The sequence below is a fragment of the Agromyces sp. CCNWLW213 genome, from assembly GCF_037199545.1.
GTDB lineage: Bacteria > Actinomycetota > Actinomycetes > Actinomycetales > Microbacteriaceae > Agromyces.
Window position 1 is genome coordinate 23,134 of the sequence record NZ_JBBBDX010000013.1, and the last position, 17,912, is coordinate 41,045.

The 17,912-nt window shown below is 69.6% G+C and carries 27 protein-coding genes; 1 reads left to right on the top strand and 26 read right to left on the bottom strand.

Going from position 1 to position 17,912, the window contains the following annotated elements:
• Nucleotide 1: 1 nt before the first annotated feature.
• The 15 genes from rpsH to rpsJ form a co-directional block, all read right to left on the bottom strand.
• A complete protein-coding gene (gene rpsH, locus WBQ80_RS16820) occupies nucleotides 2-400 on the bottom strand; it encodes a 30S ribosomal protein S8 (protein ID WP_336571957.1) in 399 nt (132 codons plus the stop codon).
• A gap of 153 nt (nucleotides 401-553) precedes the next feature.
• A complete protein-coding gene (gene rplE, locus WBQ80_RS16825; protein WP_336571956.1) occupies nucleotides 554-1,144 on the bottom strand; it encodes a 50S ribosomal protein L5 in 591 nt (196 codons plus the stop codon).
• Complete coding sequence (gene rplX / locus WBQ80_RS16830) at nucleotides 1,144-1,491, bottom strand: 50S ribosomal protein L24 (RefSeq protein ID WP_336571955.1); 348 nt, start codon at nucleotides 1,489-1,491, stop codon at nucleotides 1,144-1,146. The genes rplE and rplX overlap by 1 nt, the downstream gene beginning before the upstream one ends.
• Before the next feature lie 2 nt (nucleotides 1,492-1,493).
• Nucleotides 1,494-1,862: a 50S ribosomal protein L14 gene (rplN, locus tag WBQ80_RS16835; RefSeq protein WP_336571954.1), complete on the bottom strand. Its 369-nt coding sequence runs from the start codon at nucleotides 1,860-1,862 to the stop codon at nucleotides 1,494-1,496.
• A gap of 33 nt (nucleotides 1,863-1,895) precedes the next feature.
• On the bottom strand, nucleotides 1,896-2,210 hold the full coding sequence (rpsQ, locus tag WBQ80_RS16840) for a 30S ribosomal protein S17 (RefSeq protein ID WP_067948573.1): 315 nt from the start codon (nucleotides 2,208-2,210) through the stop codon (nucleotides 1,896-1,898).
• A 2-nt stretch (nucleotides 2,211-2,212) separates the two neighbouring features.
• Nucleotides 2,213-2,536, bottom strand: a complete 324-nt coding sequence (gene rpmC / locus WBQ80_RS16845; RefSeq protein ID WP_336571953.1) for a 50S ribosomal protein L29 — start codon at nucleotides 2,534-2,536, stop codon at nucleotides 2,213-2,215.
• The gene (gene rplP, locus WBQ80_RS16850; protein ID WP_067948577.1) at nucleotides 2,536-2,955 is read right to left on the bottom strand and encodes a 50S ribosomal protein L16; all 420 of its coding nucleotides are present in this window, start codon (nucleotides 2,953-2,955) and stop codon (nucleotides 2,536-2,538) included. Before rplP ends, rpmC begins: the two co-directional genes overlap by 1 nt.
• Nucleotides 2,956-2,957: 2 nt before the next feature.
• Nucleotides 2,958-3,707: a 30S ribosomal protein S3 gene (gene rpsC / locus WBQ80_RS16855; RefSeq protein WP_336571952.1), complete on the bottom strand. Its 750-nt coding sequence runs from the start codon at nucleotides 3,705-3,707 to the stop codon at nucleotides 2,958-2,960.
• Nucleotides 3,707-4,072: a 50S ribosomal protein L22 gene (rplV, locus tag WBQ80_RS16860; protein WP_067948581.1), complete on the bottom strand. Its 366-nt coding sequence runs from the start codon at nucleotides 4,070-4,072 to the stop codon at nucleotides 3,707-3,709. Before rplV ends, rpsC begins: the two co-directional genes overlap by 1 nt.
• A 25-nt stretch (nucleotides 4,073-4,097) precedes the next feature.
• Nucleotides 4,098-4,379 (bottom strand): 30S ribosomal protein S19, encoded by a 282-nt coding sequence (rpsS, locus tag WBQ80_RS16865; RefSeq protein WP_067948583.1) that lies wholly within the window; start codon nucleotides 4,377-4,379, stop codon nucleotides 4,098-4,100.
• Between the two features lie 12 nt (nucleotides 4,380-4,391).
• On the bottom strand, nucleotides 4,392-5,231 hold the full coding sequence (rplB, locus tag WBQ80_RS16870) for a 50S ribosomal protein L2 (protein ID WP_336573476.1): 840 nt from the start codon (nucleotides 5,229-5,231) through the stop codon (nucleotides 4,392-4,394).
• 19 nt (nucleotides 5,232-5,250) lie between these two features.
• A complete protein-coding gene (gene rplW / locus WBQ80_RS16875) occupies nucleotides 5,251-5,553 on the bottom strand; it encodes a 50S ribosomal protein L23 (protein ID WP_067948587.1) in 303 nt (100 codons plus the stop codon).
• The gene (gene rplD, locus WBQ80_RS16880; protein WP_336573477.1) at nucleotides 5,550-6,203 is read right to left on the bottom strand and encodes a 50S ribosomal protein L4; all 654 of its coding nucleotides are present in this window, start codon (nucleotides 6,201-6,203) and stop codon (nucleotides 5,550-5,552) included. The genes rplW and rplD overlap by 4 nt, the downstream gene beginning before the upstream one ends.
• A 2-nt stretch (nucleotides 6,204-6,205) precedes the next feature.
• Nucleotides 6,206-6,862, bottom strand: coding sequence for a 50S ribosomal protein L3 (rplC, locus tag WBQ80_RS16885; RefSeq protein ID WP_336573478.1), 657 nt, complete (start codon nucleotides 6,860-6,862; stop codon nucleotides 6,206-6,208).
• Between the two features lie 8 nt (nucleotides 6,863-6,870).
• Nucleotides 6,871-7,179: a 30S ribosomal protein S10 gene (gene rpsJ, locus WBQ80_RS16890; RefSeq protein ID WP_017201594.1), complete on the bottom strand. Its 309-nt coding sequence runs from the start codon at nucleotides 7,177-7,179 to the stop codon at nucleotides 6,871-6,873.
• 514 nt (nucleotides 7,180-7,693) lie between these two features.
• Here rpsJ and WBQ80_RS16895 point away from each other — a divergent pair.
• On the top strand, nucleotides 7,694-8,170 hold the full coding sequence (locus WBQ80_RS16895) for an OsmC family protein (RefSeq protein WP_336573479.1): 477 nt from the start codon (nucleotides 7,694-7,696) through the stop codon (nucleotides 8,168-8,170).
• A 66-nt stretch (nucleotides 8,171-8,236) separates the two neighbouring features.
• Here WBQ80_RS16895 and tuf read toward each other — a convergent pair whose 3' ends face one another.
• From tuf to WBQ80_RS16950, 11 genes are all read right to left on the bottom strand, one after another.
• Nucleotides 8,237-9,430, bottom strand: a complete 1,194-nt coding sequence (gene tuf / locus WBQ80_RS16900) for an elongation factor Tu (RefSeq protein ID WP_067948595.1) — start codon at nucleotides 9,428-9,430, stop codon at nucleotides 8,237-8,239.
• Nucleotides 9,431-9,544: 114 nt separating this feature from the next.
• Nucleotides 9,545-11,659, bottom strand: coding sequence for an elongation factor G (gene fusA, locus WBQ80_RS16905; protein ID WP_336573480.1), 2,115 nt, complete (start codon nucleotides 11,657-11,659; stop codon nucleotides 9,545-9,547).
• A gap of 118 nt (nucleotides 11,660-11,777) precedes the next feature.
• Nucleotides 11,778-12,248: a 30S ribosomal protein S7 gene (gene rpsG / locus WBQ80_RS16910; RefSeq protein WP_067948599.1), complete on the bottom strand. Its 471-nt coding sequence runs from the start codon at nucleotides 12,246-12,248 to the stop codon at nucleotides 11,778-11,780.
• On the bottom strand, nucleotides 12,248-12,622 hold the full coding sequence (rpsL, locus tag WBQ80_RS16915) for a 30S ribosomal protein S12 (protein ID WP_022889720.1): 375 nt from the start codon (nucleotides 12,620-12,622) through the stop codon (nucleotides 12,248-12,250). Before rpsL ends, rpsG begins: the two co-directional genes overlap by 1 nt.
• Before the next feature lie 309 nt (nucleotides 12,623-12,931).
• Entirely contained in the window at nucleotides 12,932-13,579 is a 648-nt protein-coding gene (locus tag WBQ80_RS16920) for a spermidine/putrescine ABC transporter substrate-binding protein (RefSeq protein ID WP_336573481.1), read from the bottom strand.
• Nucleotides 13,580-13,653: 74 nt separating this feature from the next.
• Nucleotides 13,654-14,130 carry a DUF6121 family protein gene (locus tag WBQ80_RS16925; protein ID WP_336573482.1) on the bottom strand — a complete coding sequence of 159 codons (477 nt, stop codon included), beginning with the start codon at nucleotides 14,128-14,130 and terminating at the stop codon, nucleotides 13,654-13,656.
• Between the two features lie 26 nt (nucleotides 14,131-14,156).
• Nucleotides 14,157-15,065 carry a hypothetical protein gene (locus WBQ80_RS16930; protein ID WP_336573483.1) on the bottom strand — a complete coding sequence of 303 codons (909 nt, stop codon included), beginning with the start codon at nucleotides 15,063-15,065 and terminating at the stop codon, nucleotides 14,157-14,159.
• Complete coding sequence (locus tag WBQ80_RS16935; protein WP_337282615.1) at nucleotides 15,062-15,607, bottom strand: hypothetical protein; 546 nt, start codon at nucleotides 15,605-15,607, stop codon at nucleotides 15,062-15,064. Before WBQ80_RS16935 ends, WBQ80_RS16930 begins: the two co-directional genes overlap by 4 nt.
• Complete coding sequence (locus WBQ80_RS16940) at nucleotides 15,607-16,221, bottom strand: hypothetical protein (protein ID WP_336573485.1); 615 nt, start codon at nucleotides 16,219-16,221, stop codon at nucleotides 15,607-15,609. Before WBQ80_RS16940 ends, WBQ80_RS16935 begins: the two co-directional genes overlap by 1 nt.
• A complete protein-coding gene (locus WBQ80_RS16945) occupies nucleotides 16,218-17,495 on the bottom strand; it encodes a hypothetical protein (protein WP_336573486.1) in 1,278 nt (425 codons plus the stop codon). Before WBQ80_RS16945 ends, WBQ80_RS16940 begins: the two co-directional genes overlap by 4 nt.
• Before the next feature lie 2 nt (nucleotides 17,496-17,497).
• Nucleotides 17,498-17,797, bottom strand: coding sequence for a hypothetical protein (locus tag WBQ80_RS16950; protein WP_336573487.1), 300 nt, complete (start codon nucleotides 17,795-17,797; stop codon nucleotides 17,498-17,500).
• Between the last annotated feature and the right edge of the window lie 115 nt (nucleotides 17,798-17,912).

The following is a 17,912-nucleotide window of genomic DNA, read 5'->3' on the forward strand; positions in this document are numbered from 1 at the left end:
ACTACCACACGTAGGCGAGGACTTCCCCACCCACGCCCTTCTTCTCGGCCTGGCGGTCGGTGAGCAGACCGCTGGAAGTGGACAGGATCGCGACGCCGAGGCCGCCGAGCACCTTGGGGATCTCGGTCGACTTGGCGTAGACGCGGAGGCCGGGCTTCGACACGCGCTTGATGCCCGCGATCGAGCGCTCGCGGTTCGGGCCGAACTTGAGCTGCAGCGTGAGCGTCTTGCCCACGCGAGCGTCGGCGACCTCGAAGTCGGCGATGTAGCCCTCGTTCTTGAGGATCTCCGCGATGTGCGCCTTCAGCTTGGAGTGGGGCATCGACACGGAGTCGTGGTGCGCCGAGTTCGCGTTGCGCAGGCGCGTCAACATGTCAGCGACCGGGTCGGTCATCGTCATGACGGATGTTTCCTTACGTTCACCAGGTTTCAGGACCCGTTACACGGGGACTGACCTGTGGTGGTGGCGGGACGCGGTTGCGAACCGCCGGGTGCCGCTGCCGGCCGGACCTCGTGCGAGGCCCGGCCAGCGGGCACAAACTCGTAGAGTCTACTACGCGTTGTCGGTCGACTTGAACGGGAAGCCGAGCGCCTTGAGCAGCGCGCGACCCTCGTCGTCGTTCTTGGCGGTGGTCACCACGGTGATGTCCATGCCGCGGACGCGGTCGATCTTGTCCTGGTCGATCTCGTGGAACACGGACTGCTCCGTGAGACCGAAGGTGTAGTTGCCGTTGCCGTCGAACTGCGCGTCCGAGAGGCCGCGGAAGTCGCGGATGCGGGGAAGCGCGAGCGAGAGCAGTCGGTCGAGGAACTCCCACATGCGGTCGCCGCGAAGCGTCACGTGGGCGCCGATGGGCTGGCCCTCGCGCAGCTTGAACTGGGCGATCGACTTGCGGGCCTTGGTGACCTGCGGCTTCTGGCCGGTGATGCGGGTCAGGTCGGCGATGGCGCCGTCGATGACCTTGCCGTCACGGGCCGCCTCGCCGACGCCCATGTTCACGACGATCTTCACGAGGCCCGGGACCTGGTGCGGGTTGGCGTAGCCGTTCGCCTCGGTCAGGGTCTTCGTGATCTCGGTCTGGTACTTCTGCTTGAGGCGCGGCTGGATCTTGCCAGCCGGCGCGGCAGTTGCGGTGTCGGTCATTACAGGTCCTTACCTGACTTCTTCGCGTAGCGGACGCGGACGGTCTTCTCGACGCCGTCCTTCGTCACGGTCTCGGTGCGGAAGCCGACGCGGGTCGGCTTCTTCGTCTCGGGGTCGACGAGCGCGACGTTCGACACGTGGATCGGGGCCTCGTGGGTCTCGATGCCGCCGGTCTTCGTGCCGCGCTGCGTCTGGCCGACGCGCACGTGCTTGGTGACGTAGTTCACGCCCTCGACCACGACGCGGTTGCGGTCGACGAGGACCTCGATGACCTTGCCCTGCTTGCCGCGGTCGTCGCGGCGGCCCGAGATCACCTGGACGAGGTCGCCCTTCTTGATGTTCGCCATGGTTACAGCACCTCCGGCGCCAGCGAGATGATCTTCATGAACTTCTTGTCGCGGAGCTCCCGGCCGACCGGCCCGAAGATGCGGGTGCCGCGGGGGTCACCGTCGTTCTTGAGGATCACCGCGGCGTTCTCGTCGAACTTGATGTAGGAGCCGTCAGGACGACGGGTCTCCTTCACGGTGCGGACGACGACGGCCCTGACCACGTCGCCCTTCTTCACGTTGCCGCCAGGGATCGCGTCCTTGACGGTGGCGACGATGACGTCGCCGAGACCCGCGTAGCGGCGGCTGGAGCCACCGAGCACGCGGATGGTGAGCAGCTCCTTGGCACCCGTGTTGTCGGCGACCTTGAGCCGGGATTCCTGCTGAATCACTTCGTACTCCTTCTGAGAGGCAAGCCCTGGGGCTTACTTGGCCTTCTCGACGATCTCGACGAGGCGCCACCGCTTGGTGGCGCTGAGCGGGCGGGTCTCGGAGATCACGACGAGGTCGCCGATGCCGGCGGTGTTCTGCTCGTCGTGCGCCTTGACCTTCGAGGTACGGCGGATGACCTTGCCGTACAGCGGGTGCTTCACGCGGTCCTCGACCTCGACGACGATGGTCTTCTCCATCTTGTCGCTGACGACGTAGCCGCGGCGGACCTTGCGGTAGCCGCGAGCGTCGGCGTCCTTGACGTCGTGCTCGGCCGACTCGTGGCCCTTCGTCTCCTTGGCGGTTGCCATGACTAGGCCTCCTTCGTCTCTGCGGCCTCAGCCGTGGCATCCGCCTCGGCCTTGGCCTTCTTGGTCTTCTTCGCCGAGGCGGCGGGCGCCTCGGCGGGAGCCGGCGTCGCACGGATGCCGAGCTCGCGCTCACGGATGACCGTGTAGATGCGAGCGATGTCGCGCTTCACGGCGCGCAGGCGGCCGTGGCTCTCGAGCTGCCCGGTGGCGGCCTGGAAGCGGAGGTTGAACAGCTCCTCCTTGGCCTTCTTCAGCTCGTCGACGAGACGCTCGTCCTCGAAGGTGTCGAGCTCGACGACAGCGAGCTCCTTGGATCCGACGGCCATTATGCGTCGCCCTCCTCGCGCTTGATGATGCGTGCCTTGAGGGGCAGCTTGTGGATGGCACGGGTCAGGGCCTCGCGAGCGAGTTCCTCGGAGACGCCCGAGACCTCGAAGAGGACGCGACCCGGCTTGACGTTGGCGACCCACCACTCGGGCGAGCCCTTACCGGAACCCATGCGGGTCTCGGCGGGCTTCTTCGTGAGCGGACGGTCGGGGTAGATGTTGATCCACACCTTGCCGCCTCGCTTGATGTGACGCGTCATGGCGATACGAGCGGACTCGATCTGACGGTTCGTCACGTACGCGGGGCTCAGGGCCTGGATGCCGAACTCGCCGAAGGTGACCTTCGTGCCGCCGGTGGCCTGGCCCGAACGGCCGGGGTGGTGCTGCTTGCGGTACTTGACTCGACGGGGAATCAACATGGTTATGCCTCAACTCCTGCGGCCACCGGCTCCTGCGAACGCGGCGCACGGCGGGGACGGTCACTGCGCTCACGCGACGGCTTCTGGGAGGCCTGCTCGCGGGCGAGTTCCTTGTTGGTGATGTCGCCCTTGTAGATCCAGACCTTCACGCCGATGCGGCCGAAGGTGGTCTTGGCCTCGTAGAAGCCGTAGTCGATGTTCGCGCGGAGCGTGTGCAGCGGCACGCGGCCCTCGCGGTAGAACTCCGACCGGCTCATCTCGGCGCCGCCGAGGCGGCCCGACACCTGGATGCGGACGCCCTTGGCGCCGGCGCGCTGGGCGCCCTGCAGGCCCTTCCGCATCGCGCGGCGGAAGGCCACGCGGGCGGAGAGCTGCTCGGCGATGCCCTGCGCGACGAGCTGGGCGTCGGCCTCGGGGTTCTTCACCTCGAGGATGTTGAGCTGGATCTGCTTGCCGGTGAGCTTCTCGAGGTCGGCGCGGATGCGCTCGGCCTCGGCGCCGCGGCGGCCGATCACGATGCCGGGACGCGCCGTGTGGATGTCCACGCGGACGCGGTCGCGGGTGCGCTCGATCTCGATGCGGCTCACGCCGGCACGGTCGAGCGACGTCTGGAGCAGGCGACGGATCTTGACATCCTCGGCGAGGTAGTCGGCGTAGCGCTGACCGGGCTTCGTCGAGTCGGAGAACCACCGGGACACGTGGTCGGTGGTGATGCCGAGACGGAAGCCGTACGGGTTGACCTTCTGACCCATTACTTCGTACCCTCCTCGGGCGTGCCGAGCACGACGGTGATGTGGCTCGTGCGCTTGTTGATGCGGAAGGCACGACCCTGCGCGCGCGGCTGGAATCGCTTGAGGGTGGTGCCCTCGTCGACGAATGCGCGCTTGACGTAGAGGTCCTGCTCGTCCAGGTGGGTGTTCGTGGCATCGGCCTTGACGCGAGCGTTCGCGATGGCCGAGGCGACGAGCTTGTACACCGGCTCGCTCGCACCCTGGGGGGCGAACTTCAGGATGGCCAGGGCCTCCTGTGCCTGCTTGCCGCGGATCAGGTTGACGACGCGGCGGGCCTTCATGGGGGTCACGCGGATGTGACGCACGCGTGCGATCGACTCCACCATTTCTCTCCTCCTTCACGCCACCGCGTCAGCGGCGGCGGCCCTTCTTGTCGTCCTTCACGTGTCCACGGAAGGTGCGGGTGGGCGCGAACTCGCCGAGCTTGTGGCCCACCATGGTCTCGGTGACGAACACCGGGATGTGCTTGCGGCCGTCGTGCACGGCGATCGTGTGGCCGAGCATGGCCGGGACGATCATCGAGCGACGCGACCACGTCTTGATGACGTTCTTGGAACCCGCTTCGTTCTGCGCGGCGACCTTGCGAAGCAGGTGCTCGTCGACGAAGGGGCCCTTCTTGAGGCTGCGAGGCATCTTCTCTTACTCCTACTTGCGCTTCTTGCCGACGGTGCGACGACGGACGATGAGCTTGTCGCTCTCCTTGTTGGGGCGACGGGTGCGGCCCTCGGGCTGACCCCACGGGCTCACCGGGTGACGACCACCGGAGGTCTTGCCCTCACCACCACCGTGCGGGTGGTCGATCGGGTTCATCGCGACACCGCGGACGGTCGGGCGCACGCCCTTCCAGCGCTTGCGGCCGGCCTTGCCCCAGTTGATGTTCGACTGCTCGGCGTTGCCGACCTCGCCGACGGTCGCGCGGCAGCGCGCGTCGACGTTGCGGATCTCGCCCGACGGCAGGCGGAGCTGCGCGTAGGGGCCGTCCTTCGCCACGAGGCGCACCGAGGCACCGGCCGAGCGGGCCAGCTTCGCGCCGCCGCCGGGGCGGAGCTCGATGGCGTGCACGACGGTACCGGTCGGGATGTTGCGCAGCGGCAGGTTGTTGCCGGGCTTGATGTCGGCGCCGGCACCCGACTCGACCAGGTCGCCCTGCTGGAGCTTGTTCGGGGCGAGGATGTAGCGCTTGGTGCCGTCCACGAAGTGGAGCAGCGCGATGCGCGCGGTGCGGTTGGGGTCGTACTCGATGTGCGCGACCTTGGCGGGCACGCCGTCCTTGTCGTTGCGCGTGAAGTCGATGACGCGGTACTGGCGCTTGTGGCCGCCGCCGATGTGGCGGGTGGTGATGCGGCCCTGGTTGTTGCGGCCACCGGTCTTCGAGAGCGGGCGGAGCAGCGACTTCTCGGGCGTCGAGCGCGTGATCTCCGCGAAGTCGGCGACCGACGAACCGCGACGACCCGGGGTCGTGGGCTTGTACTTGCGAATAGCCATAGTGAGTTTCCTCTGCTCCTTAGCCGACAGCCGTGAAGATGTCGATCGAGCCGGACTTGAGGGTGACGATCGCGCGCTTGGTGTCCTTGCGCTTGCCGATGCCGAAGCGCGTGCGACGCGTCTTGCCCTGGCGGTTCAGGGTGTTGATCGAGGCGACCTGGACGTTGAAGATCTTCTCGATCGCGAGCTTGATCTCGGTCTTGTTCGCACGGGGGTCCACGATGAACGTGTACTTGCCCTCGTCGATCAGGTTGTAGCTCTTCTCAGAGACGACCGGCGCGATGATGATGTCGCGCGGGTCCTTGTTGTGCGCGGCGCTCATGCGGAGACCTCTTCCTTCTTCGCCGTCTTCGCGGCGACGAACGCCTCGAGCGCGGCCTGGCTGAAGACGATGTCGTCGGCGACGAGCACGTCGTAGGCGTTCAGCTGGTCGACCGGCAGGACGTGCACGGTCGGGATGTTGCGCACGACGCGCTCCGACAGCTCCTCGTCGCGGGTGAGGACGACGAGCCGGTGCTTCGAGGGCGCGATCCCGGCGAGGAGCGCGACGGCGTCCTTCGTCTTGGGGGTGTCGCCCGCGAACGAGGTGACCGCGTGGACGCGGCCGCCGCGAGCGCGGTCGGAGAGGGCGCCGAGCAGGGCTGCGGCGATCATCTTCTTGGGGGTGCGCTGCGCGTAGTCGCGGGGCTGCGGGCCGTGGACGACGCCGCCGCCGGTCATGTGCGGCGCGCGGATCGAGCCCTGGCGGGCGCGGCCCGTGCCCTTCTGCTTGAAGGGCTTGCGGCCGGCGCCGGAGACCTCGCCGCGACGCTTGGTCTTGTGCGTGCCCTGGCGCGCAGCGGCGAGCTGGGCGACGACGACCTGGTGGATGAGCGGCACGTTCGTCTGCACGTCGAAGAGCTCGGCGGGCAGCTCGGCCGTACCGGCCTTCTTACCGTTGACGTCGAGGACGTCGATGGTGGGGGCGGCCATGGTCAGGCTCCCTTCACAGCGTTGCGGACGAACACGAGACGGCCGCGCGCACCGGGGACGGCGCCCTTGACGAGCAGCAGGCCCTTCTCGGCGTCGACCGCGTGCACGCGGAGGTTGAGGACGGTCACGCGCTCGCCGCCCATGCGGCCGGCCATGCGCATGCCCTTGAAGACGCGGCTCGGGGTCGACGAGGCGCCGATCGAACCGGGCTTGCGGTGGTTGCGGTGCGCACCGTGCGACGCGGAGACGCCCGCGAAGTTGTGGCGCTTCATGACACCGGCGAAGCCCTTGCCCTTGGAGGTGCCGACGACGTCGACCAGCTGGCCGGCCTCGAAGGTGCCGTCGACCGTGAGCTCCTGGCCGAGCGAGTACTCGGCGGCGTCCGCGGTGCGGATCTCGGTGACGTGGCGGCGGGGGGTGACGCCCGCGGCGTCGAAGTGGCCGGTGAGCGGCTTGGTGACCTTGCGCGGGTCGATCGAGCCCGCGGCGATCTGGATGGCGGTGTAGCCGTCCTTCTCGGGGGTGCGGAGCTGCGTGACCACGTTGGGGGCGATCTCGATGACGGTGACCGGGATGAGCTTGTTGTTCTCGTCCCACACCTGGGTCATGCCGAGCTTGGTGCCGAGCAGACCCTTCACGTTCTTGGTCGTGGTGGACATGTCGTACCTCAGAGCTTGATCTCGATGTTGACGTCGGCCGGAAGGTCGAGACGCATGAGCGAGTCGACGGCCTTGGGCGTCGGGTCCACGATGTCGATCAGGCGCTTGTGGGTGCGCATCTCGAAGTGCTCGCGGCTGTCCTTGTACTTGTGGGGCGAACGGATGACGCACACCACGTTCTTCTCCGTCGGAAGCGGCACGGGGCCGACGACCGTGGCGCCCGCGCGGGTCACCGTGTCGACGATCTTGCGCGCCGAGGTGTCGATGACCTCGTGGTCATACGACTTCAGTCGAATGCGGATCTTCTGTCCCGCCATTGCTGACTCTCTCTCTGTCAAGGCGTCTTACCCCTTCCGAGGGCATCGGACGCCGCGTAGCTACTCCGTGTGAAGCACCACTGTTCTTCTGTCAAAGGCCGGTGATCGAGCCTGTCGAAGCCACCCCGCTCGCGCGGTGGCCTCGGCACGCTCGACCTTCGAGCCCCAACCGACCCCCGCGCTCGGGCGTGTCGCACTCGCGCGAACGGGCATGGCGGAACCATGCTCGAAGTGGATGTCGGTTGTGCGTCCTGCTGCCCGCGGCCTAGCCTGACCCGTACTCGCCCGCGAGGGCCTTCCGGTGGCTATGCACTGCCTGGCAGTGATTCGAACGGCACGCAGCAAGGCACGCCGTTCGAAATGTTGAACTAGAAGAGTCTGCCACAGCGCCGGGTTCCGTGCAACCCGGGCGTGTCGCGCCTCGGCGGCTCACTGCCACCTCCCAGCCGAGCGGATGCCGCGGCCCCGGATGCATGGTGGAATCGGATCGGGAACGGCCCGACAGGAGGACGCGATGACCGACCAGACGACCGAGCACGTGCACCAGGTGAGCGAGCGGATCGGACCGGGCAGCGTCTCGGTCGCGCGCATCGGCCCCCGCCGGTACGAGGGCCTCAACGAGAAGGGCGCCACCGTGCAGATCGGCGGCGCCGAGCTCGAGGGCGAGCACTTCACCCCCGGCGAGCTGCTCAAGCTCGCCCTCGCCGGCTGCGTCGGCCTGAGCGTCGACCGGGTGGCGGCACGACGTCTCGGCGACGACTTCGCGATGACGGTCTGGGCGCACGGGCGGTCCGACGACGAGTCGAACCGGTACCAGCAGATCGCCGAGGAGGTGCTCGTCGACCTCTCGATGCTCGAGCCGGACGACCGGGCGAAGCTCGTCGGCATCATGGCCCGGGCGATCGAGAAGGGGTGCACGGTCGGGCGCAGCGTCGAGGGCGCGATCGACGTCGACACCGAGATCGCCGGCACGCAGGTCGACGCGCACTGACCGCGGACACGACGAAGGGGCCGGGCCCGAGGGCCCGACCCCTTCGAAGGTCGCGATCGCGAAGAACTACTTGATGATCTTCGTGACGGTACCGGCGCCGACCGTACGGCCACCCTCGCGGATGGCGAAGCCGAGGCCCTCCTCCATGGCGATCGGCTGGATGAGCTCGACCGTCATGTCGGTGGTGTCGCCGGGCATGACCATCTCGGTGCCCTCGGGCAGCGTGATGACGCCGGTGACGTCGGTGGTGCGGAAGTAGAACTGCGGACGGTAGTTCGCGTAGAACGGGTTGTGACGGCCGCCCTCGTCCTTCGAGAGGATGTACGCGGTGCCCTCGAAGTTGGTGTGCGGGGTCACCGAGCCGGGGGCCACGACGACCTGGCCGCGCTCCACGTCCTCGCGCTTGGTACCACGGAGCAGGAGACCGCAGTTCTCGCCGGCCCAGGCCTCGTCGAGCTGCTTGTGGAACATCTCGATACCCGTGACCGTGGTCTTCTGCGTCGGGCGGATGCCGACGATCTCGACCTCGGAGTTGATCTTCAGCGTGCCGCGCTCGGCGCGACCCGTGACGACCGTGCCACGACCGGTGATGGTGAAGACGTCCTCGATGGGCATGAGGAACGGCTTGTCCTTGTCGCGCACCGGGTCCGGGATGGACTCGTCGACGGCCTCCATGAGGTCGAGGACCGACTGCACCCACTTCTCGTCGCCCTCGAGCGCCTTGAGGCCCGAGACGCGGACGACCGGAGCGTCGTCGCCGGGGAAGCCCTGGCTCGAGAGGAGCTCGCGGACCTCGAGCTCGACGAGCTCCAGGATCTCCTCGTCGTCGACCATGTCGGCCTTGTTCAGCGCGACGAGCAGGTAGGGCACGCCGACCTGCTTGGCGAGCAGCACGTGCTCGCGGGTCTGGGCCATCGGGCCGTCGGTCGCCGCGACCACGAGGATCGCGCCGTCCATCTGGGCCGCACCGGTGATCATGTTCTTGATGTAGTCGGCGTGACCCGGGGCGTCGACGTGCGCGTAGTGGCGCTTCGGCGTCTCGTACTCGACGTGCGAGATATTGATCGTGATGCCGCGCTGGCGCTCCTCGGGAGCCGAGTCGATCGACGCGAAGTCGCGCTGCACGTTGGTGGCCGACGGGTACTTGTCGGCGAGCACCTTCGAGATCGCCGCGGTGAGCGTCGTCTTGCCGTGGTCGACGTGACCGATCGTACCGATGTTGACGTGCGGCTTGGTCCGCTCGAACTTGGCCTTAGCCACTGTGGGTCCTCCTCAGGATCCGTGTAGCAGCACCGGGCGCCGGATTGCGACCGGAGTGCTACGGGGGGTTGTGTTGTTATGTTACGCGAACCTGTCGGCTCGTGCGTTCGGGCGCTACTCGCCCTTGTTCTTCTGGACGATCTCGTCGGCGACAGCCTTCGGGACCTCCGCGTAGCTCTCGAACTCCATCGAGTACACGGCGCGGCCCGAGGTCTTCGAGCGCAGGTCGCCGATGTAGCCGAACATCTCCGAGAGCGGGACGTGCGCACGCACGACCTTCACGCCGGCGGCGTCCTCCATGGACTGGATCTGGCCGCGACGCGAGTTCAGGTCGCCGATGACGTCGCCCATGTACTCCTCGGGAGTACGGACCTCGACGGCCATCAGCGGCTCGAGCAGGACGGGGTTCGCCTTCCGAGCGGCCTCCTTGAAGCCCATCGAACCGGCGATCTTGAACGCCATCTCCGAGGAGTCGACGTCGTGGGCGGCGCCGTCGAGCAGGATGCCCTTGACGCCCACCATCGGGTAGCCCGCGAGGATGCCGTACTGCATGGCGTCCTGGAAGCCGGCGTCGACCGACGGGATGTACTCGCGCGGAACGCGGCCACCCGTGACCTTGTTCTCGAACTCGTACGTCTTGTCGCCCTCGACCGCGAGCGGCTCGAGCGCGAACTGGATCTTCGCGAACTGGCCCGACCCACCCGTCTGCTTCTTGTGGGTGTAGTCGTGCTTCTCGACCGCGCGCTTGATCGTCTCGCGGTAGGCCACCTGGGGCTTGCCGACGTTCGCCTCGACCTTGAACTCCCGCTTCATGCGGTCGACGAGGATGTCGAGGTGCAGCTCGCCCATGCCCTTGATGACGGTCTGGCCGGTCTCCTGGTTGAGCTCGGTGCGGAAGGTCGGGTCCTCCTCGGCGAGCTTCTGGATGGCCGTGCCGAGCTTCTCCTGGTCGGCCTTGGTCTTCGGCTCGATGGCGACCTCGATGACGGGCTCGGGGAAGGTCATCGACTCGAGGACGACCTGGTTGTCCGGGTCGCACAGGGTGTCGCCGGTCGTCGTGTCCTTGAGGCCGATGACCGCGTAGATGTTGCCCGCGGTGACCGAGTCGACCGGGTTCTCCTTGTTGGCGTGCATCTGGAAGATCTTGCCGATGCGCTCCTTCTTGCCCTTGGTCGAGTTGATGACCTGGGCACCGGAGTCGAGGCGACCCGAGTAGACGCGCACGTAGGTGAGGCGACCGAAGAACGGGTGCACCGCGACCTTGAACGCGAGGGCCGAGAACGGCTCGGTCGCGTCGGCGTGGCGCTCGATGATCTTCTCCTCGTCGCGCACGTCGTGGCCCTGCACGGGCGGCACGTCGAGCGGCGACGGCAGGTAGTCGATGACGGCGTCGAGCATGGGCTGCACGCCGCGGTTCTTGAACGCCGAGCCGCACAGCACGGGGTAGATCTCGGAGTTGGTCGTCAGCTTGCGGATCGCGCCCTTGATCTCGGCGACCGTGAGCTCCTCGCCGCCGAAGAACTTCTCGAGCAGCTCGTCGCTGGTCTCCGCGACGGTCTCGAGGAGCTGCTGGCGGTACTGCTCCGCCTTCTCCTTGAGGTCGGCGGGGATCTCCTGGACCTCGTACTTGGCGCCCATGGTCACGTCGCCCTTGGCGTCGCCGGGCCACACGAGCGCGCGCATCTCGACGAGGTCGATCACGCCGATGAAGTCGTTCTCGGCGCCGATCGGCAGCTGCAGCACGAGCGGCTTCGCGCCGAGGCGGTTGACGATGGTGTCGACGGTGAAGTAGAAGTCCGCGCCGAGCTTGTCCATCTTGTTGACGAAGCAGATGCGGGGGACGTTGTACTTGTCGGCCTGTCGCCACACGGTCTCGGACTGGGGCTCGACGCCCTCCTTGCCGTCGAAGACGGCGACCGCGCCGTCGAGCACGCGCAGCGAGCGCTCCACCTCGACGGTGAAGTCGACGTGGCCGGGCGTGTCGATGATGTTGATCTGGTTCTTGTTCCAGAAGCAGGTGACCGCGGCGGACGTGATCGTGATGCCGCGCTCCTTCTCCTGCTCCATCCAGTCGGTCGTCGACGCGCCGTCGTGCGTCTCGCCGATCTTGTGGTTGACGCCCGTGTAGAACAGGATGCGCTCGGTGGTGGTGGTCTTGCCGGCATCGATGTGGGCCATGATGCCGATGTTGCGGACCTTGCTCAGGTCGGTGAGCACGTCAAGTGCCACGGGGTTCCTCCGGATGAAGTTGGAAGGGGCTTGGGGTGTCGGTGATCGAGTAGGCCGCATCGCGGCCGTACCGAGATCCCGGTACGCGGCTTCGCCGCTACTCGATCACCGGAAGTGACTACCAGCGGTAGTGGGCGAAGGCGCGGTTCGACTCGGCCATCTTGTGGGTGTCCTCGCGGCGCTTGACCGCGGCACCCAGGCCGTTCGACGCGTCGAGGATCTCGTTGGTGAGGCGCTCGGTCATGGTCTTCTCGCGGCGGGCCTTGGCGTAGCTGGTGAGCCAGCGCAGCGCCAGGGTGTTCGCGCGGTGGGGCTTGACCTCGACGGGGACCTGGTAGGTCGAGCCGCCGACGCGACGCGAGCGGACCTCGAGGGTCGGGCGCACGTTGTCGAGGGCCTTCTTGAGCACGGCGACGGCGTCCTGGCCGGACTTGTTCGCGACGTTCTCGAGCGCCTCGTAGACGATGCGCTGGGCGAGGTCCTTCTTGCCGTCGACGAGGATCTTGTTGACGAGCTGGCTGACGACCGGCGAGCCGTACACCGGGTCGGCGACGACGGGGCGCTTCGGAGCGGGTCCCTTGCGAGGCATTACTTCTTCTCCATCTTCGCGCCGTAGCGGCTGCGGGCCTGCTTGCGGTTCTTCACGGCCTGCGTGTCGAGCGCGCCGCGGATGATCTTGTAGCGCACGCCGGGAAGGTCCTTCACACGACCGCCGCGCACGAGCACCATCGAGTGCTCCTGGAGGTTGTGGCCCTCACCGGGGATGTAGGCCGTGACCTCGGTGCCGTTCGAGAGCTTGACACGGGCGACCTTGCGGAGCGCCGAGTTCGGCTTCTTGGGGGTGGTGGTGTACACACGCGTGCACACGCCGCGCTGCTGGGGGTTGGCCTTCAGGGCGGGAGCCTTGGTCTTGGTGACCTTCGGCGAGCGACCCTTGCGGACCAACTGCTGAATGGTTGGCACTGCTTCTCCTTGTTGGTGCTGCACGGTGACAGCGTTGATGGATTTCACATCACGACCCACCGGCACTGCAGAACTGCAGCGCCCGTTGCGTGGTGGGTATGCCGTGGGGGCGTGCCGGCCTCGGCGGCCGGTGCCCTGGTGTGCGCCATGATGAGAACCCGCATCGTGTCCGATCTCCGGCTGGCGGATCGCGGGCATGAACGAGCGCGCGGCAGAGCGCACACCCGATCAATGGTAATCGGGCGTAACCATGCGGTCAAATGGCGCCGGATGACGCGGGCACGCCCTGAGCGAACGCGCGGCCCCCGACTAGCCGGGCCAGCCCGGGGCGTCGAGCTCGCGGTCGAGGTCGGCGAGCAGTTCCGCGACCTGCGGCTCGACGAGCCGCTCGACGGCGTTCGCGATGCGCTGCCGGTGCTGGGCGAGCTCGATGCAGATGCGGCGGCCGAGCTGCTTGGCGAACTCGTCGGCGAGCCGCACCTCCTCGCGGAGCGCCTCCTTCTCGGCCGGCGAGAAGGGCCGCGGCGCCGGTTCGAACGCCTCGGCCGCGGCATCCGCCTCGAGTCCCTGCAGCGTGAAGAGGAACGGCGAACCCGGCGTCGGCTCCGGATCGAGGTCGAGGCCGAGGAACTCGGGATCGAGCCCCTCCCCCGCACGGTAGGGGCGGCGCGCCTTCCGCTCCTCGGCGAGCCGGATCTCGCGATGCAGCATGGGGAGGTTCCGCGCCGTGTAATCGTCGACGGCCGCGTCGATGATGCCCTTCATGCGCATGGAGAACGCGTGCTGCACGGGGTGCGGCACGTCGGTGTCGAGCCCCGCGGCCGCGAGGAGCGGCGACCCGAAGCAGCGCGTGCACAGCCGTACGCGGCCGCGGTGCGTGCCCGGACGCCATCGCGGCAGCCACGCCAGCCAGCGGTCGACCTCGTGGCTCACGCGAGCCTCGACCGAACCCTCCACGCGGTTCACCCTACTGCGGGGGCCGCGCCGCCGTGCCGAACGGCGGAACGGGTGTCACGCCGCGACCGTGCGCGTCAGTCCTCGTCGTCGCGCTCCCACGGCCACCGGGGCCGCTCGACGCCGCCCTCCTGCGCGCGGAGCGTCACCGCGGCGAGCAGCGCGACCAGCGCCCCGGCCACGGCGATGATCGCGCCGAACCCGACCGTCATGAACGACAGGGCGAAGATGAGCGCCGCGAGGATCGTGCCCGTCGCGGCGGCGTACGACAGCGCGGCTCCGACCACCCCGGCCGCCCACGTCGCCAGCAGCGCGATCCCCGCGAGCGACCACGGCCGGATGCCGCGCCCGAGCGACGTCCCGAGCACGACGAGCAGCGCGAGCGCGGCGACGCCGACCGTGATGGGCCCGACGAGGCGCCCCGCGGCGGGATCCCCGATCGGCTCCGCGTCCGCGAGGAGGCTCAGCATGCCGAACGCCGCGACCACGAGCGCGACGTGCAGCGCCGTCGCCAGTCCCGCGACGGTCCACGCGGCGGTCGGGTTCCTCGCCATCCCACGAGCCTACGCCGGGCGACGCGTCAGCGCCTGGGCGCGAGCGCGGGGACCAGGCGTCCCTCGTCGGGTATCCGGGAGGCGCGTGCCGCGCGCCCGATCGGCGCGTCCACGAGCAGCACGCCCGGGCGGTGGGCGGAGGCGTCGGCGGACACGAGCCGCCGACGGCGGAGCGCCGCGTACGCGGAGGAGAGGTCCGCCTCGGCGCGCGCCGCGACCGCGGGGTCGAGCGCGTCGAGCACGGGCTCGGCGCGCGCCATCGCCTCGCGTCGCACCAGCGCCACCCGCTCCCCGAGCTCGGCGCGCACCGCTTCGGCACGGTCGGCCTCGGCCCGTCGCGCGTCGTGCGGCACGCGCAACCGACGCACGGTCACGACCGAGGCCATGGCGACGAGGAGCAGTGCGGCCAGTCCCGCGACCGGCGGCGCCCAGGCGACGCCCTCGGCGAACTCCGCCTGCCGGGCGGTGGCGACGGCCGCGGCGACGCCGAGCGCGGCGAGGATCCACGCCATGGTCACGTGCGTGCCGCCCACCGCGCGGGGCGGGGTCCACGGCAGCACGACGGCGACGACGGCCGCCCCGGACACGAGGCAGACGGCCGACAGGACGACCTCGACCTCGACGCCGAGGTTCCCGCGGCTGAAGAAGAGCGCGAACGCGGTCGCGACGGCGATGGTCGCGACCACGGCGCCGCACGTGAATCCGCCGGCGGGCCGCACGGCGGCGGCGACCCCGGGCTCATCGCGTCGCAGGCGCGCGAGGCGCGCGTCGCGCCAGCGCCGGAGATCGGCGGCGGCCTGCTCGCCGATCGCGGCGAGCGCATCCCGCGCGGCCGGCGCGTCCGCCAGGACGCGCCGGTCGAGCTCGTCTGCCCGGAGGGCGACGGCGGTCTCGTCGGCGCGCTCCGCCCAGTCCGCCGCGGTGGGACCCGTCACGCCACGAGCCTCAGCGATCCGACGATCGCGTCGGCGTGCGGCTGCATGAGGCCGGTCACGTCGCTGCGCGCCTCCTCCGAGAAGACGTACCCGGTGCGTCCGCCGATCGGGAAGCCGTAGACGAGGCCCGTCGCGGGGTCGCCGCCCGCATCGTCGCGGTCGCTCACGAAGGCGATGCGGCGGCCGCACCGGACCAGCTCGGTCTCGAAGGGCGTGACGACCGGGTCGATGCGCGCGACCACGTCGGCGGGCAGCCAGGCCAGGGGGTCGTCGACGTCGGGTGCCGCCCCCTCGGCGAGGGTCACGTGCAGCACGCCGGTCGCGGGAACGGCGTCGGGCCGGAAGAACAGGGACGTGACCGCGCCCGTGCGGCGCCGGAGCAGCGCTTCGCGGGCCGCGGTCTCGAGCGCGTCGACGTGAGCGGCGAACGGCCCGTGGGTGAAGCGCATGCGCTGCTCGGCGATCCAGAGGTCGTCGGCGCCGGCGTCGGGCTCGGGCATGACGGCCCAGATCCGCTCGTCGTAGGTGATCTCGAAGCGCATCACTCACCGCTCCATCGGAAGGTGGACATGATCGCGTCGGCGAGGAGGCCGAAGCGGTCGGCGGCCTCGTCGTCGAGCTGCGCTCCGCCCGCGGCGAGGGGCACGACGGCGGAGAACACGAGCGCCTCGCGCCGACCGGTGCCGGGGATCGCGATGAGGTAGTCGAAGGACCGGGTGCGGACCGTGCCGCCGTCGATCCGGTGGGTCGAGTCCGAACTCCAGCGCATGACGACCCGAGCGTCGTCGAGCGGTCGGGCGCCGCGGGAGCGGACGAGCTCGCCGACCTGCGCGTCGAGGGTGCCGCCGCCGGGACCGGCGATCCGGGCCGCGGTGATCGAGAGCGGCAGCATCCGCTCCCCCGGAACCGACTTCTGGTAGATCAGCCGGACGGGGTCGCGCCGGAGGAACTCGTCGGCGGTGCGCCTGACCAGGCTCCGGAACCGCGCGTCGAGGTCGGGACGATGCGCGGCGCGGAGCCGGCCGGACACCGAGGAGAGCAGCTCGTCGAACGTCTCGCGGGTCGGCTCGACCGAGACCCAGCCGGGCGGAAGGAGGAGGACGAACGGCGGCACCGGGGGGCGCACGGATGCGGTCAGTTCGTCGCGGAGGCTCATCGCCACGAGTCTACGAGGCGGTCGTCGGCGGCCTCGCCGATCTCGCCCGTGATGAAGTCCGCGGTCTGGACCGCCTGGGCCCACGGCTGCTTGGTGCCGAAGGCGACGTCGATGAGCCCGGCCGTCCCGGAGTCGAGGGTCTGCGACAGCGAGTCGCCGACGCCCCACAGGCGGCCGAGGAACATGTCGGCGGACCCGGGCAGGCGGGTGTTGGCGGCGACGTAGCTCAGTCCGGCGCGGCCCTCGAAGAGCATCTGGCTCACGACCGACCCGTGCGCCCACGGTACGACCCGTCCCCGCGCCGTCCAGAGCGCGGCCGCCTCGTCGCTGATGTTGCCGAGGTGCGTGCGCAGCGCCGCGACGTCGTCGCCGGCGAGGAAGAGCTTGGCGGGGCCGGTGAACCGGGCCACCGCGCTCCCCTCGCCCGCGGCGGCGAAGATGCGCCCGAGCTTGCCGAAGGGGATGACGCCGATGATCGCGAGCCCGAGGTCCATGCCGTTCTTGCGTCCCTTCGCGAACAGCACCACGGTCGCGAGCAACGTGACGATGGCGGCGATCGTCGCGAGGACCGCGACGAGCGGGCCGCCGACGACGAGGGCGAGCACGAGCAGCACGAGCCCCACCACCTCGAGGACCTCGACGAGGAAGTCGAGCAACGGGAGGGCGTCGTCCCAGAAGCCGTCCTCGACACCGTCCTCGTTCGCCTGCTCGAGGCCCTCGAGGGCGCGATCGTAGGCCGCGTCCCAGGTGTCGTAGAAGCCGTCGAACCGTGCGGCCGCCTCGCGCCACTCCTCCTCGGCGGTGGAGAGGGCGCCGTCGGCGGCCGACTGCGCCTCGTCGCGGGCATCGGTCGACCCGTCGGGCCCCTCGGGCACGTCGGCGGCGTCGTCGACGGCGGAGGCCCGCGCCCGGACGGTCTCCCACAGCTCCTCGCAGCGGCGTGCGGCGGCGTCGAGGGAGGACTGCACGTCGGCGACGGCCTCGCCGTAGGTGCGCAGGGCCGTGCCGCTCGGGGCGTACCGCAGTCCGGCGGTCCTGAGGTCGGCGTGCACCTCCTCCGCCTGCTCGCGCACGGCGTCGAGGGACTCGCCGCGGCCCACCTGGCCGTCGGCGAGCAACCGCAGCGTGTCGGCGGCGCGCTGCATCCGCTCGCCGAGTTCCTCGATGGCGGTGCCGCGCTCGATGATCGCGGTCGCGTCGCCCTCGAGGCGGTCGATCTCACGCCCCTTGGGCGAGTCCGGCATATGCCGGTGGAAGTAGGCCGTGTCGCCCATCGTCACTCCGCCTCGAGGTGCTTGGCGAGGTCGCGATCGAGGGATTCCCATCCGTCGCGGACCCCCTCGACCTGCTTCTGCAGCTCGACGAGGTGGCCCTTGAGCGTCTCGCGCTTGTCGTCCCAGGCGCCCTCGAACTCGTCGGCGGCGTCCCGGAGTCCGCTCCGGCCGAAGGGGCGGCCGATGGCCGCGACGAGGCGGCCGGTGCGTCCGCCGGCCTCGTCGAACTCGACGACGATGTCCTTCAGCGCCCGGTCCAGCTCCTCCATCGAGGACAGCGGGATGCTGACTCCGTCACCCACGGGGGCTCCTCACGTGTTCGGGTCGTGGCGCAGGGTGCGGGGGGGGGGGGGGGGGGGGTGGGGGGGGGGGGGGGGGGGGGGGGGGGGGGGGGGGGGGGGGGGGGGGGGGGGGGGG